The organism is Streptomyces sp. NPDC026538 (assembly GCF_055567535.1).
Map to the genome: position 1 here is coordinate 139,748 of NZ_JBVHQG010000007.1, position 18,784 is coordinate 158,531.

At 69.9% G+C, this 18,784-nt stretch carries 17 protein-coding genes and 1 pseudogene; 11 read left to right on the top strand and 7 right to left on the bottom strand.

Annotated elements, in window-relative coordinates; genetic code table 11:
• The first annotated feature begins 293 nt into the window (after positions 1–293).
• From ACZ4N4_RS27200 to ACZ4N4_RS27210, 3 genes are read left to right on the top strand one after another with little or no spacing between them, the layout of a single operon-like run.
• A complete protein-coding gene (locus ACZ4N4_RS27200; RefSeq protein ID WP_467593168.1) occupies positions 294–2,030 on the top strand; it encodes a bifunctional phosphatase PAP2/diacylglycerol kinase family protein in 1,737 nt (578 codons plus the stop codon).
• A gap of 1 nt (position 2,031) precedes the next feature.
• On the top strand, positions 2,032–2,985 hold the full coding sequence (locus ACZ4N4_RS27205) for a YihY/virulence factor BrkB family protein (protein WP_453579367.1): 954 nt from the start codon (positions 2,032–2,034) through the stop codon (positions 2,983–2,985).
• Positions 2,985–3,767, top strand: coding sequence for a phosphatase PAP2 family protein (locus ACZ4N4_RS27210; RefSeq protein WP_467593172.1), 783 nt, complete (start codon positions 2,985–2,987; stop codon positions 3,765–3,767). The genes ACZ4N4_RS27205 and ACZ4N4_RS27210 overlap by 1 nt, the downstream gene beginning before the upstream one ends.
• 13 nt (positions 3,768–3,780) lie before the next feature.
• Here ACZ4N4_RS27210 and ACZ4N4_RS27215 read toward each other — a convergent pair whose 3' ends face one another.
• The 5 genes and pseudogenes from ACZ4N4_RS27215 to ACZ4N4_RS27235 all read right to left on the bottom strand — a co-directional run bounded on the left by ACZ4N4_RS27215 (position 3,781) and on the right by ACZ4N4_RS27235 (position 8,592).
• Entirely contained in the window at positions 3,781–4,206 is a 426-nt protein-coding gene (locus tag ACZ4N4_RS27215; RefSeq protein ID WP_450758383.1) for a DUF6003 family protein, read from the bottom strand.
• A 1,237-nt stretch (positions 4,207–5,443) separates the two neighbouring features.
• Positions 5,444–5,983: an NAD(P)H-dependent oxidoreductase gene (locus ACZ4N4_RS27220; RefSeq protein ID WP_453579376.1), complete on the bottom strand. Its 540-nt coding sequence runs from the start codon at positions 5,981–5,983 to the stop codon at positions 5,444–5,446.
• A 199-nt stretch (positions 5,984–6,182) separates the two neighbouring features.
• Complete coding sequence (locus ACZ4N4_RS27225) at positions 6,183–7,163, bottom strand: aldo/keto reductase (protein ID WP_467593180.1); 981 nt, start codon at positions 7,161–7,163, stop codon at positions 6,183–6,185.
• Between the two features lie 382 nt (positions 7,164–7,545).
• Positions 7,546–7,722, bottom strand: a pseudogene (locus ACZ4N4_RS27230) (nitroreductase/quinone reductase family protein); the annotation flags it as partial.
• 24 nt (positions 7,723–7,746) lie between these two features.
• Entirely contained in the window at positions 7,747–8,592 is an 846-nt protein-coding gene (locus ACZ4N4_RS27235) for an SDR family NAD(P)-dependent oxidoreductase (protein ID WP_467593183.1), read from the bottom strand.
• 253 nt (positions 8,593–8,845) lie between these two features.
• Between ACZ4N4_RS27235 and ACZ4N4_RS27240 the strand changes: the two genes are divergently transcribed.
• Positions 8,846–9,805, top strand: coding sequence for a helix-turn-helix domain-containing protein (locus ACZ4N4_RS27240; RefSeq protein WP_467593186.1), 960 nt, complete (start codon positions 8,846–8,848; stop codon positions 9,803–9,805).
• Positions 9,806–10,078: 273 nt separating this feature from the next.
• On the opposite strand, the gene ACZ4N4_RS27245 is transcribed toward ACZ4N4_RS27240, so the two are convergent.
• Entirely contained in the window at positions 10,079–10,615 is a 537-nt protein-coding gene (locus ACZ4N4_RS27245) for a TetR/AcrR family transcriptional regulator (protein WP_453579388.1), read from the bottom strand.
• A 75-nt stretch (positions 10,616–10,690) separates the two neighbouring features.
• On the opposite strand from ACZ4N4_RS27245, the gene ACZ4N4_RS27250 reads away from it, so the two are divergent.
• The 4 genes from ACZ4N4_RS27250 (at position 10,691) to ACZ4N4_RS27265 (ending at position 14,475) form a co-directional block, all read left to right on the top strand.
• On the top strand, positions 10,691–11,740 hold the full coding sequence (locus tag ACZ4N4_RS27250; RefSeq protein ID WP_467593189.1) for an aldo/keto reductase: 1,050 nt from the start codon (positions 10,691–10,693) through the stop codon (positions 11,738–11,740).
• Between the two features lie 283 nt (positions 11,741–12,023).
• On the top strand, positions 12,024–12,191 hold the full coding sequence (locus ACZ4N4_RS27255) for a hypothetical protein (protein ID WP_467593192.1): 168 nt from the start codon (positions 12,024–12,026) through the stop codon (positions 12,189–12,191).
• A gap of 11 nt (positions 12,192–12,202) precedes the next feature.
• Positions 12,203–13,237, top strand: a complete 1,035-nt coding sequence (locus tag ACZ4N4_RS27260; protein ID WP_467593195.1) for an NAD-dependent epimerase/dehydratase family protein — start codon at positions 12,203–12,205, stop codon at positions 13,235–13,237.
• A 356-nt stretch (positions 13,238–13,593) separates the two neighbouring features.
• Positions 13,594–14,475 (top strand): IS5 family transposase, encoded by an 882-nt coding sequence (locus ACZ4N4_RS27265; protein WP_467593198.1) that lies wholly within the window; start codon positions 13,594–13,596, stop codon positions 14,473–14,475.
• A 7-nt stretch (positions 14,476–14,482) separates the two neighbouring features.
• Here ACZ4N4_RS27265 and ACZ4N4_RS27270 read toward each other — a convergent pair whose 3' ends face one another.
• Entirely contained in the window at positions 14,483–15,202 is a 720-nt protein-coding gene (locus ACZ4N4_RS27270; protein ID WP_467593201.1) for a hypothetical protein, read from the bottom strand.
• A gap of 424 nt (positions 15,203–15,626) precedes the next feature.
• Between ACZ4N4_RS27270 and ACZ4N4_RS27275 the strand changes: the two genes are divergently transcribed.
• The 3 genes from ACZ4N4_RS27275 (at position 15,627) to sigJ (ending at position 18,617) form a co-directional block, all read left to right on the top strand.
• Positions 15,627–16,265, top strand: coding sequence for an HD domain-containing protein (locus ACZ4N4_RS27275; RefSeq protein WP_467593204.1), 639 nt, complete (start codon positions 15,627–15,629; stop codon positions 16,263–16,265).
• A 25-nt stretch (positions 16,266–16,290) separates the two neighbouring features.
• Complete coding sequence (locus ACZ4N4_RS27280; RefSeq protein ID WP_467594306.1) at positions 16,291–17,562, top strand: MFS transporter; 1,272 nt, start codon at positions 16,291–16,293, stop codon at positions 17,560–17,562.
• A gap of 164 nt (positions 17,563–17,726) precedes the next feature.
• Entirely contained in the window at positions 17,727–18,617 is an 891-nt protein-coding gene (sigJ, locus tag ACZ4N4_RS27285; protein ID WP_467593207.1) for an RNA polymerase sigma factor SigJ, read from the top strand.
• The last annotated feature ends 167 nt before the right edge of the window (positions 18,618–18,784 follow it).

Consider the following 18,784-nt stretch of genomic DNA (forward strand, 5'->3'; position numbering starts at 1 on the left):
TTAGGGCTCCGGGCGAACACCGAGCAGGAGCTGGTCCAGCGCCCCGCTGTCGCGAGCGCCTGGGCTCCAAGCGCGGGACGTACGGCAAGTACCGCCTGGTGCCGCACGGTTCGTCGACCCTGGCGGAGGTGGAGCTCCTGGCCTGATGTCCTCCGCGAACGGCGAAGGGACGGTCCCGCGCGGGCCGCCCCTTCTTTCGTACCGCCTGCTCCGCGCCTCCGGGGGCATCAGTGCGATGGGGCTGCCCCGTGTGGTGCGGCCCCACCTGCCGACCGCCGACCCAGGGAGAAGCGATGCCGACCGCCGTACCGGAGAGATCAGCGGGCCTGCCCGAGCACAGCCCCCGCCCCGCCACCGCCGGGGCGACAACCACCGGGCGGGGCCGCCGGATGCCTCGCGGACTTGCGCGGGCCGCCGCGTCCATCGGTGCGGGGGCCGCCTGCCAGGCCGCCCTGATGATCGGGCTCGGCCTGCTGATCACCGGCCCCGCCCGGCACATCTGGCCGATCACGGCGGAGGACGGCGTCAACCGGGGCCTGGAGCGGCTGCGTACGTCCACCCTGACCACGCTCTCCTCGATCGGGTCCCAGATGGGCAACACGCTCACCGTCATCGTCGTGACGCTGGCGGCGTGCCTGGCACTGATCCTGGCACCCCGTCTGTCGCTGTGGCGCCAGGCGTCGTTCCTGGCGCTCGCGGTCTCGCTGCAGTCGCTGGTCTTCCTGGTCGTGACCATCGCGGTGGAGCGGCAGCGACCCGAGGTGCACCGGCTCGACGGCTCCCTGCCGACCTCCAGCTACACCTCCGGCCACACCGGTGCGGCCACCGCCCTCTACGGCGGTCTCGCCGTCCTCGCGCTGACCCGCCTACGAGGGCCCTGGCGGCGCGTGGTGGCCGCGGCGCTGCTCCTGCTGCCGCTCGTGGTGGGGGTGTCCCGCCTGTACCGGGGCATGCACCACCCGACCGACGTGTTGGGCGGCCTGATCAACGGCGGGCTGTCCCTGCTGGTGGTCGGTCAGGCCCTGCTCCGCGACGCCCGCGTGTCGGCGCCCGTCGCCCGGCCCGTCGCCGCCGAAACCGGCCGCGCGGGACGCCGGCCGGGCCGGATCGCCGTGGTCGTCAACCCCACCGCGACCGACGAGGGCACGCGCGACGAGCTGCGCGAGGTCCTCGCCCGGCACGGTCACCGGGAACCGGTGTTCCTGGAGACGACGGCCGCCGACCCCGGCGGTGGCCAGACCGCCCAGGCCCTCGGCGACGGGGCGGAGCTGGTCGTGGTCTGCGGCGGCGACGGCACCGTGCGCGCGGCCGCCGACCGTCTGGCGGGCAGTGGCGTCCCGCTCGCCGTCGTGCCGTGCGGCACCGGCAATCTCCTCGCCCGCAACCTCGGCCTCCCGCTGGCTCCGGCCGAGGCGCTCGACGCCGCCCTCGGCGGCACGACCCGCGCGGTCGACCTCGCCCGCGTCGAGGGCGACGGCATCCCCGCCACCCACTTCGCGGTCATGTCCGGCGTCGGTCTGGACGCCGCGATGATGCAGTACACGCAGGAGCACGACCGGGCCAAGGCCGTGCTGGGCTGGCCCGCGTACGTCCTGGCCGTCCCGAAGGCGATGCGCGGCTCCCGGATGCGGCTGAGCGTCCGGCTGGACGGAGCCGAGCCCCTGCGCGGTACGGCCCGCATGGTGCTCGTCGGCAACACCGGCGCCCTCCAGGGCGGCCTGCGCCTGATACCCGACGCCCGCCCGGACGACGGGTTGCTGGACCTGCTGATGCTCGACCCGCGCGGCCCCGGCGGCTGGCTGCGCACCGTGGGCGCGCTGCTGCCGCACCGCAGGCGGGACGGGCGGAAGGGCGCCGGCCGGAAGGGCGGCGGGCAGCCGGAGTTCCGTACCTTCAAACGGGCCGAGTTCACCTTCGAGTCCCCGCAGCCCCGCGAGATCGACGGGGACGCGGTCGGCTCCGGCCGCCGACTGTCCGTCGAGGTCGTTCCGGGCGCGCTGACCGTGCTGGTCCCGGACCTGGAGGGCTGACATGGGCAGCTCCACCAAGGTCCCGGAGACCCGGGACATGAGCGGGGACGAGCTCTCCGCCGACGAGGCGTGGGTGACGCTGCGCCGCTACGGCGGCTGGCCGCTGCTGCGCGACGCGTTCCTCCGCTTCCGCTACGCCGACGGGTTCAGCCACTCCCGCGCGCTCGCCCTCCAGACGGTGCTGGCGGTGATCCCGCTGGCGCTGGCCTTCGTCGGCCTCTCCACCAGCCTGCACACCGAGGACATCGGCAGGATGGCCGAGTTGACGATCCACCGGATCGCCGAGGGGCCCAGTGCGGAGGTGGTCGATGACGCGCTCGACCGCAGCAGGCGCAAGGCGGGCGACGACGGCCAGCTCGCCCTCTGGTTCGGCGCGATCTTCTCGATCGTCAACGTCACCACGGCGATGTGCCAGATCGAGCGGGGCGCCAACCGTATCTACGGCAACGAACGCGACCGGCCCTTCCACCTCAAGTACGCGCGCGGGCTGGTCATGGCGCTCTGCGCGGGATTCCCCCTCGGCCTGGGCTTCGTCGTCATGGTCGCCGGCGACGACCTGGCCTCGGCCGCCGGCTCGGTCTACGGCTTCGGCTCGACCGCGCAGACGACGTGGAACGTGGTGCGCTGGCCGTTCGGGCTGCTGCTCGCCCTGATCTCCGCCAGCGCCATCTTCCGGTACTCACCGCGCCGCAGCCAACCGGGCTACACCTGGCTGGCGTTCGGCGCGGCACTTTACCTGGTGCTCTGGATGACCCTGACCTGGCTGCTCACCCTCTACCTCGATCTGAGCGGCTCCTTCGACACGGTCTACGGCCCCCTCAGCGCCTTCATGTCCCTGCTGCTGTGGGCCTACCTGACCTCGATCGCCCTCTTCCTCGGGCTCTCCTTCGCCGCGCAACTGGAGGCGGTGCGGGGGCGCAGGCCCGAACCGATCCAACCCGACCCGGGGGTCTGATGCCGACACAACCCCATACGCCGCGTTCTCCCGGCCGCCGAAGCGACGCCGACCGCCGGTTCGGTGTCCGGCTGCTCGCGGCGGTCGCCGTCGCCGCGGCCGCCTCGGTGCCGTTCGCCCTGGTGCTGGTCCTCGTGGAGGGCCGGTGGCGGCCACTGCGCGACCTCGACCGCGACGCGGCAAACGGTCTGCACCGGATCGCCCTGGACCACCCGGCCTGGACCCGCACGCTGCGCGTGCTCTCCGACGACGTGTGGGACCCCCTCACCCTGCGCGTGGGCGTGGCGCTGCTGACCGGCTGGCTGCTGTGGCGCGGTGCCCGGCGGCTGGCCGCGTGGGCGGCGGTGACCGCGGTGGCCGGCGGACTGATCGGGCTCGGCGTCAAGACGCTGGTCGAGCGGGCACGGCCGGCGCTGGAGGACCCCGTGGCGCACGCCCCGGGCTATTCCTTCCCGTCCGGGCACGCGATGACCGCCACCACCTCGTTCGCCGTGTTCCTGCTGGTCCTGCTGCCCATGGTGCCGCGCCGGGCTCGCGTCGCGTGCTGGGCCGTTGCGGTCTTGTCGGTGCTCGGAGTCGGCTTCACCCGGGTCGCGCTCGGCGTGCATTGGTTCAGCGACGTGCTCGGTGGATGGCTACTCGGGCTCGCCGTCGTCGTGCTGACCGGCCGTGCCTTCGAGGCATGGCGGGCCGACGCGGGCCGGCGGCCCGCGCCGGTCGGTGAAGGGCTGGAGCCGGAGCTCACCGGCCCGAGCCCCGAACCGGACTCCGCCTCCCGCTGAGGGCGGCCCTGCGTCACACGCCGGTCATGCGGCCGATCTCCTGGGGGTCGAGTCCGGTCAGCCGGGCGATGCGCGGGGCTGGGATGCCCGCGGTCAGCGCCCGGTGCACCAAGGTCTCCCAGCCCTGGGTGGTGTCCCGGTAGTCCAGCAGTTCGCGCTCCATGTCGGTGACCGTCTGGGGTGCGCACTCCTGCTGAACGCGGACCTCCTCCTCCGCGGTCAGCGGGATCGGCAGCCGCTCGGCCTCCTCGGGGATGAGGATCTCCGATCCGGCGGGAAGGATCCTCAACTGCTCGGAGGAGGGGGCCACATCGTGGGCGGAGATCCAGCCCCGCACGGCCGGAGTCTGGTCGCATTCCAGCGGCGCGACGGCCGCCATGGCGGCGCCGAGGCTCGGGTGACGGTCGGGGAGCAGGAAGAGGTAAGCCTCGTCAGCCATCGGGCGGTTCCGCCTTGTCGGTGTCGATATGAGTGCGGACACAGATGGTAATGCCGCCGCACCCCACAGGCTTGGGGCGCGCCCGGCGGGCACCCGCTCGGGGTGTGGATCGCCGATCAGCGCCGTACTGCGCGGCCGCGAACCTGCAAGCCGCACGCGTGGAGCAGCTGGAGACGCTCCGGATGGTGTGGTCGGTGCAGGCATCCGCGTGGGAAGCCGGCCTCGCCGTCGCAAGGTCGTACGCGCAAGCAGACGGGCATCTGCTCCCCCCCCCCCCCCCCCCGGACCGCAGCAGGACGGGACGGCTTCCCCCTCGGGGTATGGCTGAAGAACCAGCGCGCAGCGGCCCGGAAGACAGTGGAGAACGCCGAACGGCGCGCGGCCCGGGGAAAACGGGCGTCCCGTATGCCGGGGAGCTGCCAGAGGCCCGTGTGGAGGCTCTGCCCGACCTCGACCCCAGATGATGCCCGACGGCGTGGAAGAGTCGAGGCCCAAGGTGAAGACTGGCTCGGCGAAGTCGAAGGATTCCAGGTCAGTCTCGCCGGCGCAGAAGAGAGGCTCGCCCAGCTCGGGGCGTGGCTCGACAACACCCGGCGCAGGGCGAGGAAGCTGAGCCCGGAGCGGCGTATGGCGCTGCATGAACTCGGCATGCGGTGGTAGCCGACGCGGCCGGACATGGCGTTGCCCGCCCTCGAGGTCCCGCGGGCGGGCAGATGTGCGCGTGGTCGTGAAGGGCGGTCGCCTACGCGGCGAAAGGCTCCATGAGGCTTCAGCCGAACGATCGTCCTCATGGGCTATAGGTGAGGCCCGGGGACACTGTCCCCTCCACAACCACGCTCCGTACAACGCGGTGGGCCGGTCGGGCATTCCCGTCCGGGTGGCGTGAGACCAGGGAGCCGCCGTCCTGCCCCTGCCCCTGCCCCTGCCCCTGCCCCTGCCCCTGCCCGCACGCGCCCGACAGACCCCGAGGTCACGGCCCTGACCTCATCCGATACGAAGACCGGACCCGGATGGAGATCAGGAGCCGGGTCCGGCTGACGTGCTCACCCCGCAATCCAGCTCCTGCGAGCCGACGGCGCTGGGCGACGAGCGGTCGCTGTTTCACGACACGGTCGCCGCCGATACTTACGACACTGATCTCCGGTCGCTTGGCGCCGATCCGGCGAAAAACGACCGGAGACCGGTGGGGCACATCGCCGCCGCGTCGCGATCGGCGAGGGCGGCTGTCGTCGTGCGGTCAGGCCGCGAAGGAGGCGAGCAGTTCGTTGTACTGCTTGGCGGCGGCGGTCAAGTCCTCGTCGGAGAGGCCGAAGGCGGTGCCGTAGAGCTTGACCATCGGCTGGATGTCGAACTGGCAAAGCCGCAGGGTGGCGTGCCAGTTGCTGAGGAGGGTCTCGATGGGGGCCTGGTTGGCGCCTTCGGGGGTGTAGTGGTCGGCGGGGACGCCGGTGGTGACGGCGACGACGGCCTTCTTTCCGGCCAGCTGCGAGGCAGCGCCGTCCATGGTGAAGGCCCAGCCGAGGGTGAAGACCTTGTCCTGCCACTGCTTGAACAGGGGCGTGGTGTTGTACCAGAACACCGGGTGCTGGAAGACGATCACATCGTGTTCGGCCAGCAGCGCCTGCTCGGCGTCGACGTCGATCTGGAAGTCGGGGTAGGCGGCGTAGAGGTCGTGCACGGTGACATGGGCCAGATCGCGGACGGCGTCCACGAGCGCCGCGTTGGCCTTCGACCGGGACAGGTCGGGGTGGCCTACGACGAGGAGAACCTTGGACATGGCGAGAAACCTCTTCAGTGATCAGTGAAATGGGTGAAGGGATGCAGGGTGGTCGGGTGTGACGCGTCGGGAACTTCGCCGGGGCGTCAGTCCTTCGCGAAGTCCAGGCGCGTGGGCTGATCCGGGCGCAGGGGCGCCGGCGGTCAGCGGTCAGCGGTCAGCGGTCAGCGGTCAGCGGTCAGCGGTCAGCGGTCAGCGGTCAGCGGTCGATGCTGGCCATGTTGACCTCGTCGTGGCGTTCGCCCGCGGCCGGTGTGAGGTTGTCGAGGCGGTCGAGCTGGGCGGCGCTGAGTGCGATGGCGTCGGCGGCGGTGTTCTCTTCGACGCGCGTAACCCGCCGGGTGCCGGGGATGGGGGCGATGTCGTCGCCGCGGGTCAGCACCCACGCCAGCGCGGTCTGGGCCGGGGTAGCGCCGATCTCGGCGCCGATGGCCTGCACTTCGTCGACGATGCGCAGGTTGCGCTGGAAGTTCTCGCCGGTGAAACGCGGGTTGGTCTTGCGCCAGTCGTCGTCGGCGAAGTCGTCGACGGTGCGGATCTGCCCGGTCAGCAGGCCATGGCCGAGCGGCGAGTAGGGAACGAACCCGATGCCCAACTCGCGTAGCAGCGGGAGGATTTCGGCCTCGACGTCGCGGGTCCACAGGGAGTATTCGGTCTGCAGCGCGGCCACCGGATGCACGGTGTGCGCCCGGCGGATCGTCTCGGGACCGGCCTCCGAGAGTCCGATGTGGCGCACCTTGCCCTCGGCGACCAGCTCGGCCAGCGCGCCGATGGTCTCCTCGATGGGGGTGTTCGGGTCGACGCGGTGCTGGTAGTAGAGGTCGATGTGGTCGGTGCCGAGCCGCAGGAGCGAGCCTTCGACCGCGGTCTTCACGTTGCCGGGGCTGCTGTCGATGACGCCGGGGCCGTCGCCGGCGTGGGAGACGAGGCCGAACTTCGTCGCCACGACGACGTCGTCGCGGCGGCCCTTGATGGCCTTGCCGACGAGTTCCTCGCTGTGGAAGGGGCCGTAGATCTCGGCGGTGTCGATGTGGGTGACCCCGAGGTCCAGCGCCCGGTGGATGGTGCGGATCGACTCGGCGTCATCGAGTCCTCCGCCCGTGGTGTAGGTGCCGGCCATGGTCATGGCTCCCAGGCCGATGCGGGAGACATCGAGCCCGCCCAGTGATACGTGCTTCATCCGGTACTCCTTGTCGTGACGGCCGTCAGGCCGGTCGGTGGGCATGGTCAGGGGGGTGTGCCACCAGTTGGTGGGCCGTGCTTGGGTGGTCCGTGCGCCGCTGGCGCGGGCGTCGTTCCCGGTGGCGGCTCAGCGCCGTGGGCGCACCCGGCGGCTTCCGGCCTCGGCCGGGGAATGGTGCTCAGGCGTGGGCGTGGTCGTAGGTCAGGCTTCCGAGGACGGCGATGCCGCGGTCGTCCGTGCTGTGCTTCGTCCAGGCAGCCGGGCGTGCCCTGGCCGAACCTTGGGGGATTCGAGGCGGCCGCGGTCAGGTGAAGACCGGCGCTGGTGTTGCCAGGGCGAGGCAGCGGGGCGGTCTGCGGGCTGAACCGGCTGCGTCGGGTCAGTGCTTGGGGGCCGCCGGCTCCAGGACGAGGACGGGGATCTCGCGGTCCGTGTTCTTCTGGTACTCCGCGTAGTCGGGGAGCGCCTCGACGGCTCGGGCCCACCACACGGCCTTCTCCTCCCCGGCCACCTCGCGGGCCAGCATGTCCTGGCGCGCCGGGCGGTCCTGCAGGTCGCCGTCCCGGGCGGGGCGTGGTGGTCAGGCGTGGGCGTCGTCGTAGGCCAGGCTGTCGCCCAGTTCGCGGGATGCCTCGGCCTGGGCGAGGAGTTCGTTCGCCTTGGCCTCGGCGGCCTCGATGGCGTCCGCTCCGGCGACGAAGCGCAGCAGCGGCTTGTCCTGTCCTGCGATGGTGAGCAGGGCGCGGGCGAGCTTGGCGGGGTCGCCGGGCTGCTTGCCGTTCATGCTCTTCATGCCTTCGATCCTGGGGGCGGTGCGCGGGGCGTAGTCGTCGATGGACAGCTCGGGCCAGTTGGTGGAGCCGTCCACGAGGAGTTCGGTGCGGAAGTAGCCGGGCTCCACGATCGTGGTGTGGATGTTGTACGGCTCGACGTCGTGGCGCAGGGACTCCATCCAGCCCTCTTCCGCGAACTTGGAGGCGGCGTAGGCGGAGGTGAACTCCATGCCGACCAGGCCGGCGGTCGAGGTGATGGTGATGACGTGGCCGGCGCGCTGCTTGCGCATGATCGGCAGGACGGCGCGGGTGACGTTCATCGGGCCGAAGAGGTTGGTCTCGAACTGCCGGCGCATCTGGGCGGGCGAGATCTCCTCGAAGTAGCCGGTGAAGAGGTTCCCGGCGTTGTTGATCAGGACGTCGATGCGGCCGAAGCGGTCGACGGCTGCCTGCGCGGCGGCCTCGGCATCCTCCTGGCTGGTGACGTCGAGCCTGGTGGCCAACAGGTTGTCGTGCGGTCCGCCGAGGGTCTTCTCGACCTCTTCGGGGCGGCGGCCGGTGGCGACGACCTGGTGGCCTGCGGCGAGGGCCTCGCGGGCGATGTCCGTGCCCAGACCGCGTCCGGCACCGGTGACGAGAATGACCTTGCTCATGGGGGGGTTCCTTTCAGGCGCCGTGATCCGGCACCCGCTGTGTGCGGGGGAGGTTCGTGATGCGTGCAGCGCCGACAGCGCCACAGAGGGGGCTGGGACCGGCGGCACAAGCGCCGTCTGTCCAGACGGTTCACACCGCCGTGGGCGGTGCACCACCAACAAAACCGCCTGTCACGCGCGTGTGGGAGTCCCTGCTGAGGGGGTCACTGACAGGGACCCCCAACCCGGCGGAAGCACTCGTAGAGTGAAACGCATGGCAGGCAGAAACCACCCACAGGGCACCAACCGCGACATCCGCGATGATTTCCGCGCGGAGATCCGGGAATTCCTGGGCACGCGCCGGGCCAAGGTCACCCCCGAGCAGGCCGGACTGCCCCTGTACGGCGGAGAGCGCCGACGGGTCACCGGGCTGCGCCGCGAGGAGGTCGCCCTCCTCGCGGGCATCTCCAGCGAGTACTACACCCGGCTGGAGCGCGGCAACGCCACCGGCGTCTCCGAGAGCGTCATCGACGGCATCGCGCAAGCACTCCAGCTCGACGAGGCCGAACGCATCCACCTGCTCGACCTCCTGCGCGGCGCCGGCACGACCCGTCCGCCACGCCGCCGCCCGGCCCAGCAGCGGGTGCGGCCCGCGGTGCAGCGCGTCCTCGACTCGATGGCCGGCACACCCGCGTTCATCCTCAGCGGACGCGGGGACATCCTGGCCGCCAACCACCTCGGGCGCGCCCTGTTCTCCCCCGTCTACGCCGACCCCGTACGGCCGCCGAACAACGCCCGGTTCGTCTTCCTCAGCCCACACGCGACCGAGTTCTTCCGCCACTGGGACGAAGTCGCCAACGACACAGTCGCCATGCTGCGCGCCGAGGCCGGCCGCGACCTCTACGACCGACGGCTGACGGACCTGATCGGGGAACTGTCCACCCGCAGCGAGGAATTCCGCCGCCGCTGGGCCGCCCACAACGTCCGCATGCACACCACCGGCGTGAAACTCCTCCACCACCCGGTCGTCGGCGACCTCGACCTGCCCTTCGAAACCTTCCCGCTCCCCGACGGCCCCAGCCAGTTCCTCCTCACCTACACCCCCGAGCCCGCGTCACCCTCGCAGGACGCCCTGAACCTGCTGGCCAGCTGGGCCGCGACCAACGACGACATCGAGCGGTCCGCGCCGGCCACCGACTCCCAGCCCGCCGACCCGGCCGAGACACCCGACTGACCGACGAACCACGCGACTCGATCTGCGGCAACTTTTGCGGACCAGCGGCAGCATCCGCCACCGATATCGAGGCCAGGACAGCGCAGCCGTCTACGCGTCGCTCTGTGTGAGTCCACCAAGAGATACGCAGCCGGCTACGCGAGGCCGCTGGGGTGACATAGCACTCCAGCTCGCGGCACTGCGGACAAACGGACAACTGCCAACCCCCGCCATAAACGGGCCGATTTCCCAGAAGAGTCATTCATCTGACAGGCCCTGTCGCGTGCGCGTCGTTTACCGGTGCGGGCGGAGTCCGTCGAGGATGAGCGCGAGCATGTGGGGTGCCCGGTCCTCGGGACTGGACGCGGCGCGCCACAAGGCGCCGGTGAGCTGGAGGAAGTCTCCTGGGTCGGCGTCCGGGCGGATGCTCTCGTCCTTCTTCCCGGCGTCGAGGAGCTGGGTGATCGCGGCGATGACCGGCCCGTAGCTCTGCTCGCTGATCGCCTGGTGCGCGCCCGGGCCCAGGGCATCGCCGAGGCCGTGCTTTCTGCGCATGGCCTCGACGAGGTCGGTCGTCCAGCTGCGGAGCGCTTCCAGTGGCGGCATCTGGGCCAGCAGGTCGGGCACGGTGCCGACGATGCGTGCCACTTCGTCCTGATAGACGGCCAGGACCAGCGACTCGCGGGTGGGGAAGTTGCGGTACAGGGTGCCCGCGCCGACTCCCGCGCGCTGGGCGATCTGGTTCATCGACGTGCTGCCGTCCGCCGCGAGCGCTTCGCGTGCGGCGGCGAGGATGCGCGCCCTGTTCTCACGGGCGTCCGAGCGGACCACGGGACCTCACCTTGCTAAGTGGAGAGTTCTCCACTACGTTATGCGGAGAGCTCTCCACATACTCTAAGGAGCGTCATGCATTACATCAAGCTCGGCACGACCGGCCTCGACGTGTCCCCGATCGCGATCGGCGCGATGACCTACGGCGAGCCCGACCGCGGGCACCCCGTCTGGTCGAAGGGCGAACAGGACGCACGCCCGCTCATCAAGCACGCGCTGGAGGCGGGGATCAACTTCTTCGACACCGCGAACATGTACTCCAACGGTTCCAGCGAGGAGATCCTCGGCCGGGCGCTCAAGGACTTCGCCGACCGTGATGCCGTGGTGATCGCGACCAAGCTGCGCCATCCGATGCGGCTGGGACCCAACGGCCGCGGCCTGTCGCGCAAGGCGATCATGACCGAGGTCGACCACTCGCTGCGCCGCCTCGGCACCGACTACATCGACCTCTACCAGATCCACCGCAACGACAACTCCACCCCCTGGGAGGAGACCCTCGAAGCGCTCAGCGACCTCGTGAAGGCCGGCAAGGTCCGCTACCTCGGCGCCTCATCCATGCACGCGTGGGAGTTCGCGAAGGCGCTGCACCTGCAGAAGCAGAACGGCTGGGCACGGTTCGTGTCCATGCAGGACCACTACAACCTCCTCGCCCGTGAGGAGGAGCGCGAGATGATCCCGCTGTGCCTGGACGAGGGCGTCGGCACGATCATCTGGTCGCCGCTGGCCCGCGGCCGCCTCACCCGCGCGTGGGACGACGCCCGCTCGACGGTGCGCTCCGAGACCGACGGCGCCTACGCGGACACTCTCTACTCGCCGACAGAGGAGGCATCCAACCACGCGATCATCGACGCGGTCGGGCAGGCCGCGGACGCCCGCGGCGTCAGCCGCGCACAGGTCGCGCTCGCCTGGCTGCGGCGCCAGCCGGTCGTCACCGCGCCGCTGGTCGGCGCCGGCTCGATCCGGCAGATCGACGAGGCCGTGGCCTCCCTCGGCGTCGAGCTCACCGACGACGAGGTGCGCGCCCTGGAGGCCCCGTACACGCCCCGGTACGACTGGCAGGGCATCTCGGACGAAGCCGAGATGGAGGCCATCCGCAGGCGCGTCCCCGGAATGGCTCTCGCATGAACCCCATCGTCCGCTCCGGCGCCGCTGCCCGCGCCTGAGCCCTCCTCATCCTTCTCGGCCCGCTCGTGTCCTGGATCGCCGAGTTCATCACCGGCGCCGCATGGCAGGACCCGCCGTACTTGCCCCTGTACAACCGGGTTAGCCACCTCGGCCTGACCGGCCGCCGCAGACCGCGTTCGGACAAGTCGCCCACTCCCCCTCGGTGCCGTGATGGACACCGGCTGGGTCATCTCCGGCATCCTCCACGCTCGGCACCGCCGGACTGATCGCGTTCCGCCTCTTCATGACCGACGTATTCACCGGCTGGCTGGGGAACATCGGCCTGTTCGAGCGCGCCGTCATCTACCCGATCATGATCGGCCACGCCCTCTTCGGAAGCAGCGTGGCCGCCACCCAACGCCACCGGGCGACGCACCCGCTGGCACCCCTTACCGCACGAGCCGAGAGCTGAAGGAGAGACAGATGACACGAGTCCTGGTCACCGGAGGGACAGGATTCGTCGGGAGCTGGTGCATCCACGCCCTGCTCGACGCCGGGCACACCGTCCGCACCACGGTCCGCGACCTGCAACGCGAGCCGGCACTGCGCTCCTGGCTGCACGCGGTCACACCATTCGACGACGACCGTCTCACCGTCGTACGCGCCGACCTCGAACACCCTGAAGGGTGGGACTCGGCCGTCGCCGGCTGCGACTTCGTCCTCCACGTGGCCTCGCCGACTCTGCGCCACACGCCGGCGAACGACGACGACCTGGTGGTCCCGGCACGCGAAGGCGTCCTGCGGGTGCTGCGCGCCGCCCGCGACGCCCGCGTCCGCCGGGTCGTCCTGACCAGCGCCTTCGGCGCCATCGGGATCGGGCACCCCTCACGCTCGACCCCGTTCACCGAGGAGGACTGGACCAACCTCTACAGCGACATCCCGCCCTACCAGCGCTCCAAGACACTCGCCGAACGTGCCGCCTGGCACTTCGTCCAGGACGAGGGTGGTGATCTGGAACTGGCAGCCGTTCATCCCGTGGGGGTCCTTGGACCCCTGCTCGGCCCGGACGACCCGCCATCCCTGCGTCTGGTCCGCAGAATGCTCGAGGGACAGGTTCCCGCGTGCCCGCCCTTCGGGATGGGCTTCGTCGACGTGCGCGACGTCGCGGATCTGCACCTGCGCGCGATGACCGATCCGGCAGCCGCCGGCGAACGCTTCCTGGCAATCGCCGGGCACAGCCTGCGCGTCATCGACATCGCACGCATCCTGCACGACCGCCTCGGTGAACGGGCCGCCAAGGCCCCCACCCGCGAACTGCCCGTATGGGTCGCTCGCACACTGGCCATCGTGAACCCGGAACTGCGACTGCTCAAACACCAACTCGGCCAGGATCTCGACGCCACAAGTACCAAGGCGGAGAAGCTCCTCGGGTGGCGAGCCCGCCCCATCGAGGACACCATCACAGACACCGCCGAGAGCCTCCTCGCCCACGGCATTGGGACAAAGACCGCCTCGTAACAGACCGCAGCGGCAGCCCTCCGCCGGCCGGGCGACGGCGTTGGCGTCACGGCCGGGACGACGTGGCCCTCCCCGTCGGCAGGACCATGATGACCAGTCCCGTTCCCGCTCCCGGAGGGCTGTTGGCCGGCGCGGCGGGAAATCCGGCGGGTGATGTGTCTGCTCATCAGGGTGGTGGCAGCCCACGTGATCAGCGACCCGGGCTCCGAGCTGCCTGTACGCCACCCTCGACCATCCCCTCGGCTCCGCCCACGCAGACCGGCTTCCGCCCGCAGGGCGCCCCCGCACCGCACGCCGAGCTAAGCCCTGTCCGATGGGTCGAGCGACTCGTCTGCAGGTGGATCGTTTCGAGTCTCGTGGGGCGGGGTGATCTTTCGGATGACGAGTGGGCTCTGCTGGAACCACACGTCCCAAAGAACCGCGGACGGGGCGGGCGTTGGCAGTGTCATCGCAGAGTGATCAACGGGATTCTGTTCCGGCAGCGGACTGGCCTGCCTTGGAGGGACCTGCCGTCGCGCTTCGGGAATTGGAAGACGGTTCATGACCGTCATCGCAGGTGGTCAGCGGACGGAACATGGGAGAAGGTCCTGCGGTCGATTCAGGCCGCGGCCGACGCTGAAGGCCGGATCGACTGGAGCATGGTCAGCGTGGACTCCACTTTCTGCCGCGCCCATCAGCACGCAGCAGGCGCTCGCTCAAGCCCACCAAGAATCCTGGGACAGCGCAGCACACCGGCTCGGCACCGATTGGACGAGGCCCTGGGGCGTTCACGGGGTGGACTGACTTGCAAGATCCACCTGGCTGGTGAGGGCGGGCGGCGCCCGCTCGCCCTCATCATCACGCCCGGCCAGTGGGGCGACGCCCCACAGATGATCCCCGTGCTTGAGCAGATCCGAGTTCCTCGGCCAGGCGGCGGACACCCACGCACTCGCCCCGACCACCTCGGCGGAGACAAAGCCTATTCGTCCCGTCGCAACCGCCATTACCTGCGGCAACGCCAGATCAAGCACACCATTCCGGAGAGGCGGGACCAGCGCGCCAACCGCCGACGTCGAGGCAGTAAGGGCGGCCGACCGACCGGCTTTGATCGGGCGATCTACCGCCGTCGCAACGAAGTGGAGCGAATGATCAACCGGCTCAAGAGCTTTCGAGCAGTGGCAACCCTCTACGACAAGAGGGCCTACGTTTTCCACGGCACGGTCACCGTCGCCGCGATCCGGCTGTGGCTCCGCTCGTAGCCGTGGCTTACCGCATGACCGGACGGTTGGCGGACGTGTACTCGTCCGCGACGGTGAAGACGCTGGCACAGCGCGGGCATTCCGCTTTACCGAACAGGTTAGCAATCCCGTCGGCGAGCGCCTCCTGCCCGTCGCGGACAGTGATCTCATGCATCCATCTCCCGGTTCCGGTGAGTTCCTCAGCGGCCGCCGGACGCAGGTCCCGCCGGATCTCCTCACCCCCGTCGCATACCTGCGAGTAGCAGCCGAAGCCGCCGATGGCGATCGTCACGCCGACGCCACAATGAGGACAGTCCACGCCAATGATGTCGTCCGTGAAGCCCTCCAGAGCGTTCGCCCAGTGGTACTCCTCTTCGACCGCGAGCAGGGCACGGAAGGACACCAGGTAGTCAGCCGGCCGCGACCGCAGATGCCCGTCCAGCACCTCACGGAACTCCCTGATCGCGTCGGTGCAGTCCGCCAGCAGACCATCGCAGCCGTGCCGCCCTGCCGCGCGCTCAAGGATCTTCCCGGCCAGGCCACGCGCCTCCGCGCTGTGTGGCGCGAGGCGCACCAGGCGCGGCAAGGCAGCGAAACTGGCGGGAGACAGCAGGTCGTGCTCAAGGACGAGCCGCCACCCCAGCTCCTTCCACGCTTCATGCTCGTCCTGGCGCTCCACCCGCTCCAAGAGTTCAGGAACGCGATCGACGTCGAATCTGCAGTCGCGCATTTGTGCCCAGTTCACCACCTGGGCATTGAACCCTCCCAAGGCGGCCGGGAGCGACTCCACCTCCGCGTTCGCAGTCTGTCGTGGTGGCTCCGAGGGACCCATCGGACAGGCCCTAGCAGACAAGACGGCGGCGACGGCGGCCGCCGTGGTGAGCAGACGTCGGATTGGGTGCACACGCGATCAACTCCCGCACAGACCGGGCCGGTCACGTCCGCCCACCCAAGATCACCCGCCGGGGGACACCGGACAGCTTGTCTGCTCGGCGGCGGGCACGGGCCAACAGGAGAACGGCAGGCCGTGTGTGCTCTCCCCTCGCACGCCTGTCCGGATTCGGGTGACTCATGGCCGGACCGAGGGAGCGCCGGACGCCGGGTGGTTGGCAGTGTGGAAGACGGACGCACCGTCCATTCGTGACACACCGACTTCGGAAGGAGCAGAGATCATGAGCGAGATCATCGCGGGGGTAGAGATTCCTGAAACGGTGGCGGTCGCCGAGGCCACCCGCCTCATGCAGGAGATGACCAGCCCCCTCATCTACCACCACTCCCGGCGCGTTTTCGTCTTCGGCGCCATGCATGCGCACAGGCTGGGCCTGGAGCCCGATCCGGAGCTTCTCTACCTGTCCGCCATGTTTCACGACACGGGCCTCTTGACGCCGTTTTCCGACGTCGAGCAGCGCTTCGAGGTCGATGGAGCCGACCACGCACGCACGTTCATGCTCGACCGCGGTTTCCCGGCCACGGCCGCCGACGTGGTGTGGACAGCGATCGCGCTGCACACGACCCCGGGAATTCCCGGGCGGATGGGCCCGGAGATCGCCATCACGAATCTGGGGGTTCTGACCGACGTGCTCGGCCTGGGCCTGGAAGAGCTGGATCGCAGCCAGGTGCACGAGATCACTGCCGTCCATCCGCGGGGTGACTTCAAGAACGAGTTTTTGCAGGCCTTCGTCGAGGGACTCAAGCACCGCCCGGAGACCACGAACGGAACCGTGAATTCGGATGTGCTGGAGCATTTCATTCCCGACTTCCGGCGCACAACCACGGTCGAGCGCATCATGGGCGCTCCCTGGCCGAGCTGATCAAGGCGCCACAAAGGGCAACGTGATGCAACGTATGAGTGGCCCTCGCGACGGGCGTCGTCTCGGGCGACGTGCGGCCTTCGCCGTGCTGGCCTGCACCAATGTGGTGATGATGGCCACGGCAAGCGCACCGTCACCGATCTACCCGCTGTACCGGGAACGTTGGGGCCTGTCGGTCACGATGCTGACAGTGATCTTCGCCGTGTATGTCGTGGGTCTGCTCGGCGCCCTGCTGATGGTCGGATCGCTGAGCGACCAGCTGGGTCGCCGCCCGGTGCTGGTCGCCGCCCTTCTGGTGGCGGCGACCAGCACGGCGATCTTCTGGACGGCCGACGGCGTCGTCTCCCTCCTGATCGCCCGGGTGGTGCAGGGCATCGCCACGGGGACGGCCACGGGCGCTCTTGCCGCCGGACTGGTCGAGCTCTCACCCGAGAGACGTCCGCATCTGGGGCCCACGACGACAGCGGTGGGCACGAGTATTGGCATGGCCACCGGTGCCGGAGTGGTGGGGCTGCTGGTTCAGTCGACCTCACGTCCCGATGCGTATGTCTTTCCCGTCCTGACGCTGACCTTCGTCGTTCTGGCCGCGGTCGTCCTCACGATCCCTGAGACACTCGTCCCGCGAGCGGTGGGACTGGCGTCGTTGCGACCCAGAGTCCGGGTTCCTCGGGAAGCCCGGCCGGAGTTCTTCGCCTCCGTTCCCGCCCTCGTCGCGGGGTGGTCCGTCACGGGTCTGTTCCTCGCGCTCACTCCGTCCCTGGTGAGCAATGTCCTGCATGTGCGGTCCGGCGCTGCGGGCGGGCTCAGCATCGCGGCGCTGTTTGTGGCCAACAGCGTGGGCGGGTTGTGGTCCGTTCGGCATGCGGCTCGGCTCGCCACCTTGCTGGGGGCGGTTCTCCTGACTCTGGGTGCGTCCGGGCTGGCGGTGGCCATGGCTGTCGCATCGCCGGCCGTATACGTGGGCGGATCGGTCGTCGCGGGGCTGGGCGTCGGCCTGACGTTCAACGGCAACCTCCGCGCCATCAGCGCGGTCACCACCGTGGAGTCGCGGTCGGAGGTCTTCTCGGCCGTCTACGTGATCAGCTACGCGGCGTTGAGTCTTCCGGCCCTCGCCGCCGGGCTCGCGGCGCCCTCATGGGGGCTGGAGACTACGGGCTATCTGTACGTCGGCTTCGTCGGGGCGCTGTCCTTGGGTGCGGCCCTGCGCGCCGGACGATCACATGCTCACAGGCCCACCGACGATCCGATACCCACAGGTCGGGAAAGCGGACCTCGTAGCGAACGGTCCCGCTGCTGAGCGCGCCGCACGCCCTGCGCCGACACCATCCCCGAAGCAGCTTGATCAGGACTTGCGGCTGTCATGTCGGAGCGGGTCGGCTCGCTTCTGCGGAGCTGTCTTCGAAGATCCTGAGATCGAAATAGCTACGCTGCATCCGCAAGCTGGAGGAGGCTGCGATCTGTATGGGTGACGGGCACGGGCCCGGACGGTGTAAGCAGGAGGACCCGCTCGGAGCCGAATGGGAGAGGCACCGGCCCGCGGTCTTCGGTGTGGCCTACCGGCTGCTGGGGACTGTGGCTGATGCCGAGGATGTCACCCAGGACGTGTGGCTGCGGGCGGCCGGAGCGGATCTGCAGGACATCAGTGATCTGCGGGCCTGGCTGGTGACAGTGGCTGCGCGACGGTCGTACGACATTCTCAAGAGCGCCCGCTTCCGCCGGGAGACCTATGTCGGGCCGTGGCTGCCGGAGCCGCTGCTGACAGGGCCGGACGCGTCGCAGCCGGTACTCGTCGACGAGTCCGTCAGCTCGGCGATGCTCCTGATCATGGAAGAGCTGGGCCCGCCTGAGCGGGTGGCCTTCGTCCTGCACGATGTCTTCGGCCTTGAGTTCGGCCGGATCGCCGAAGTGCTGGACGTCTCCGTGCCGGCTGCCCGGCAGCTCGCCTCGCGGGCACGACGGCGGGTGGCCAAGGCGAAGCAGTCCACGCCGCAGGCGTCGAAGGCGGAGCGCGAACGCGTCCTCACGGTCTTCCGCGCCGCGTACGAGGCCGGGGACCTGGCCGGCCTGGTCAGGCTCCTCCACCCAGACGCCGTCTACGTCACCGACGGCGGCGGCAAGGTCTTGGCGGCACGCAAGCTCGTTCACGGCGGCGAGCGCGTCGCCGAGGTCATGGTGCGTACGGGGCGCCGGTGGCATCCGGACCACATCGATTTCGCCGAGGTCGGCGGCGAGCTGGCGCTCGTGTTCCACCGGGAAGGCCGGGTCTACTCCGTCGACACGGTCCAGATCACAGGTGGTCTGATCACCGCGTACCGCAGGGTCCTCAATCCCGACAAACTCGTGCGCGTCTGAGCTGTCACACACGTAGGGGCCACCTCGTCTCCCTGGTGAGAACGCAACGGGCGACGAAGGAAGACGCCAGAGCAGGTGAGATCGATCATGCGGCACGGCATACATCCACCTGCAGCCGCTGTGAGCCCTGCGCGCGAGCGCCGTGCGCTCGAGTCGCCCCCCGTAGT

Excerpts from the sequence above, each read along its gene's own strand:
- ACZ4N4_RS27200 (WP_467593168.1), top strand. The coding sequence starts at position 294 with ATGCCGACCGCCGTACCGGAGAGATCAGCGGGCCTGCCCGAGCACAGC.
- ACZ4N4_RS27205 (WP_453579367.1), top strand. The coding sequence starts at position 2,032 with ATGGGCAGCTCCACCAAGGTCCCGGAGACCCGGGACATGAGCGGGGAC.
- ACZ4N4_RS27210 (WP_467593172.1), top strand. The coding sequence starts at position 2,985 with ATGCCGACACAACCCCATACGCCGCGTTCTCCCGGCCGCCGAAGCGAC.
- ACZ4N4_RS27215 (WP_450758383.1), bottom strand. The coding sequence starts at position 4,206 with ATGGCTGACGAGGCTTACCTCTTCCTGCTCCCCGACCGTCACCCGAGC.
- ACZ4N4_RS27220 (WP_453579376.1), bottom strand. The coding sequence starts at position 5,983 with ATGTCCAAGGTTCTCCTCGTCGTAGGCCACCCCGACCTGTCCCGGTCG.
- ACZ4N4_RS27225 (WP_467593180.1), bottom strand. The coding sequence starts at position 7,163 with ATGAAGCACGTATCACTGGGCGGGCTCGATGTCTCCCGCATCGGCCTG.
- ACZ4N4_RS27235 (WP_467593183.1), bottom strand. The coding sequence starts at position 8,592 with ATGAGCAAGGTCATTCTCGTCACCGGTGCCGGACGCGGTCTGGGCACG.
- ACZ4N4_RS27240 (WP_467593186.1), top strand. The coding sequence starts at position 8,846 with ATGGCAGGCAGAAACCACCCACAGGGCACCAACCGCGACATCCGCGAT.
- ACZ4N4_RS27250 (WP_467593189.1), top strand. The coding sequence starts at position 10,691 with ATGCATTACATCAAGCTCGGCACGACCGGCCTCGACGTGTCCCCGATC.
- ACZ4N4_RS27255 (WP_467593192.1), top strand. The coding sequence starts at position 12,024 with ATGACCGACGTATTCACCGGCTGGCTGGGGAACATCGGCCTGTTCGAG.
- ACZ4N4_RS27260 (WP_467593195.1), top strand. The coding sequence starts at position 12,203 with ATGACACGAGTCCTGGTCACCGGAGGGACAGGATTCGTCGGGAGCTGG.
- ACZ4N4_RS27275 (WP_467593204.1), top strand. The coding sequence starts at position 15,627 with ATGAGCGAGATCATCGCGGGGGTAGAGATTCCTGAAACGGTGGCGGTC.
- ACZ4N4_RS27280 (WP_467594306.1), top strand. The coding sequence starts at position 16,291 with ATGCAACGTATGAGTGGCCCTCGCGACGGGCGTCGTCTCGGGCGACGT.
- sigJ (WP_467593207.1), top strand. The coding sequence starts at position 17,727 with ATGGGTGACGGGCACGGGCCCGGACGGTGTAAGCAGGAGGACCCGCTC.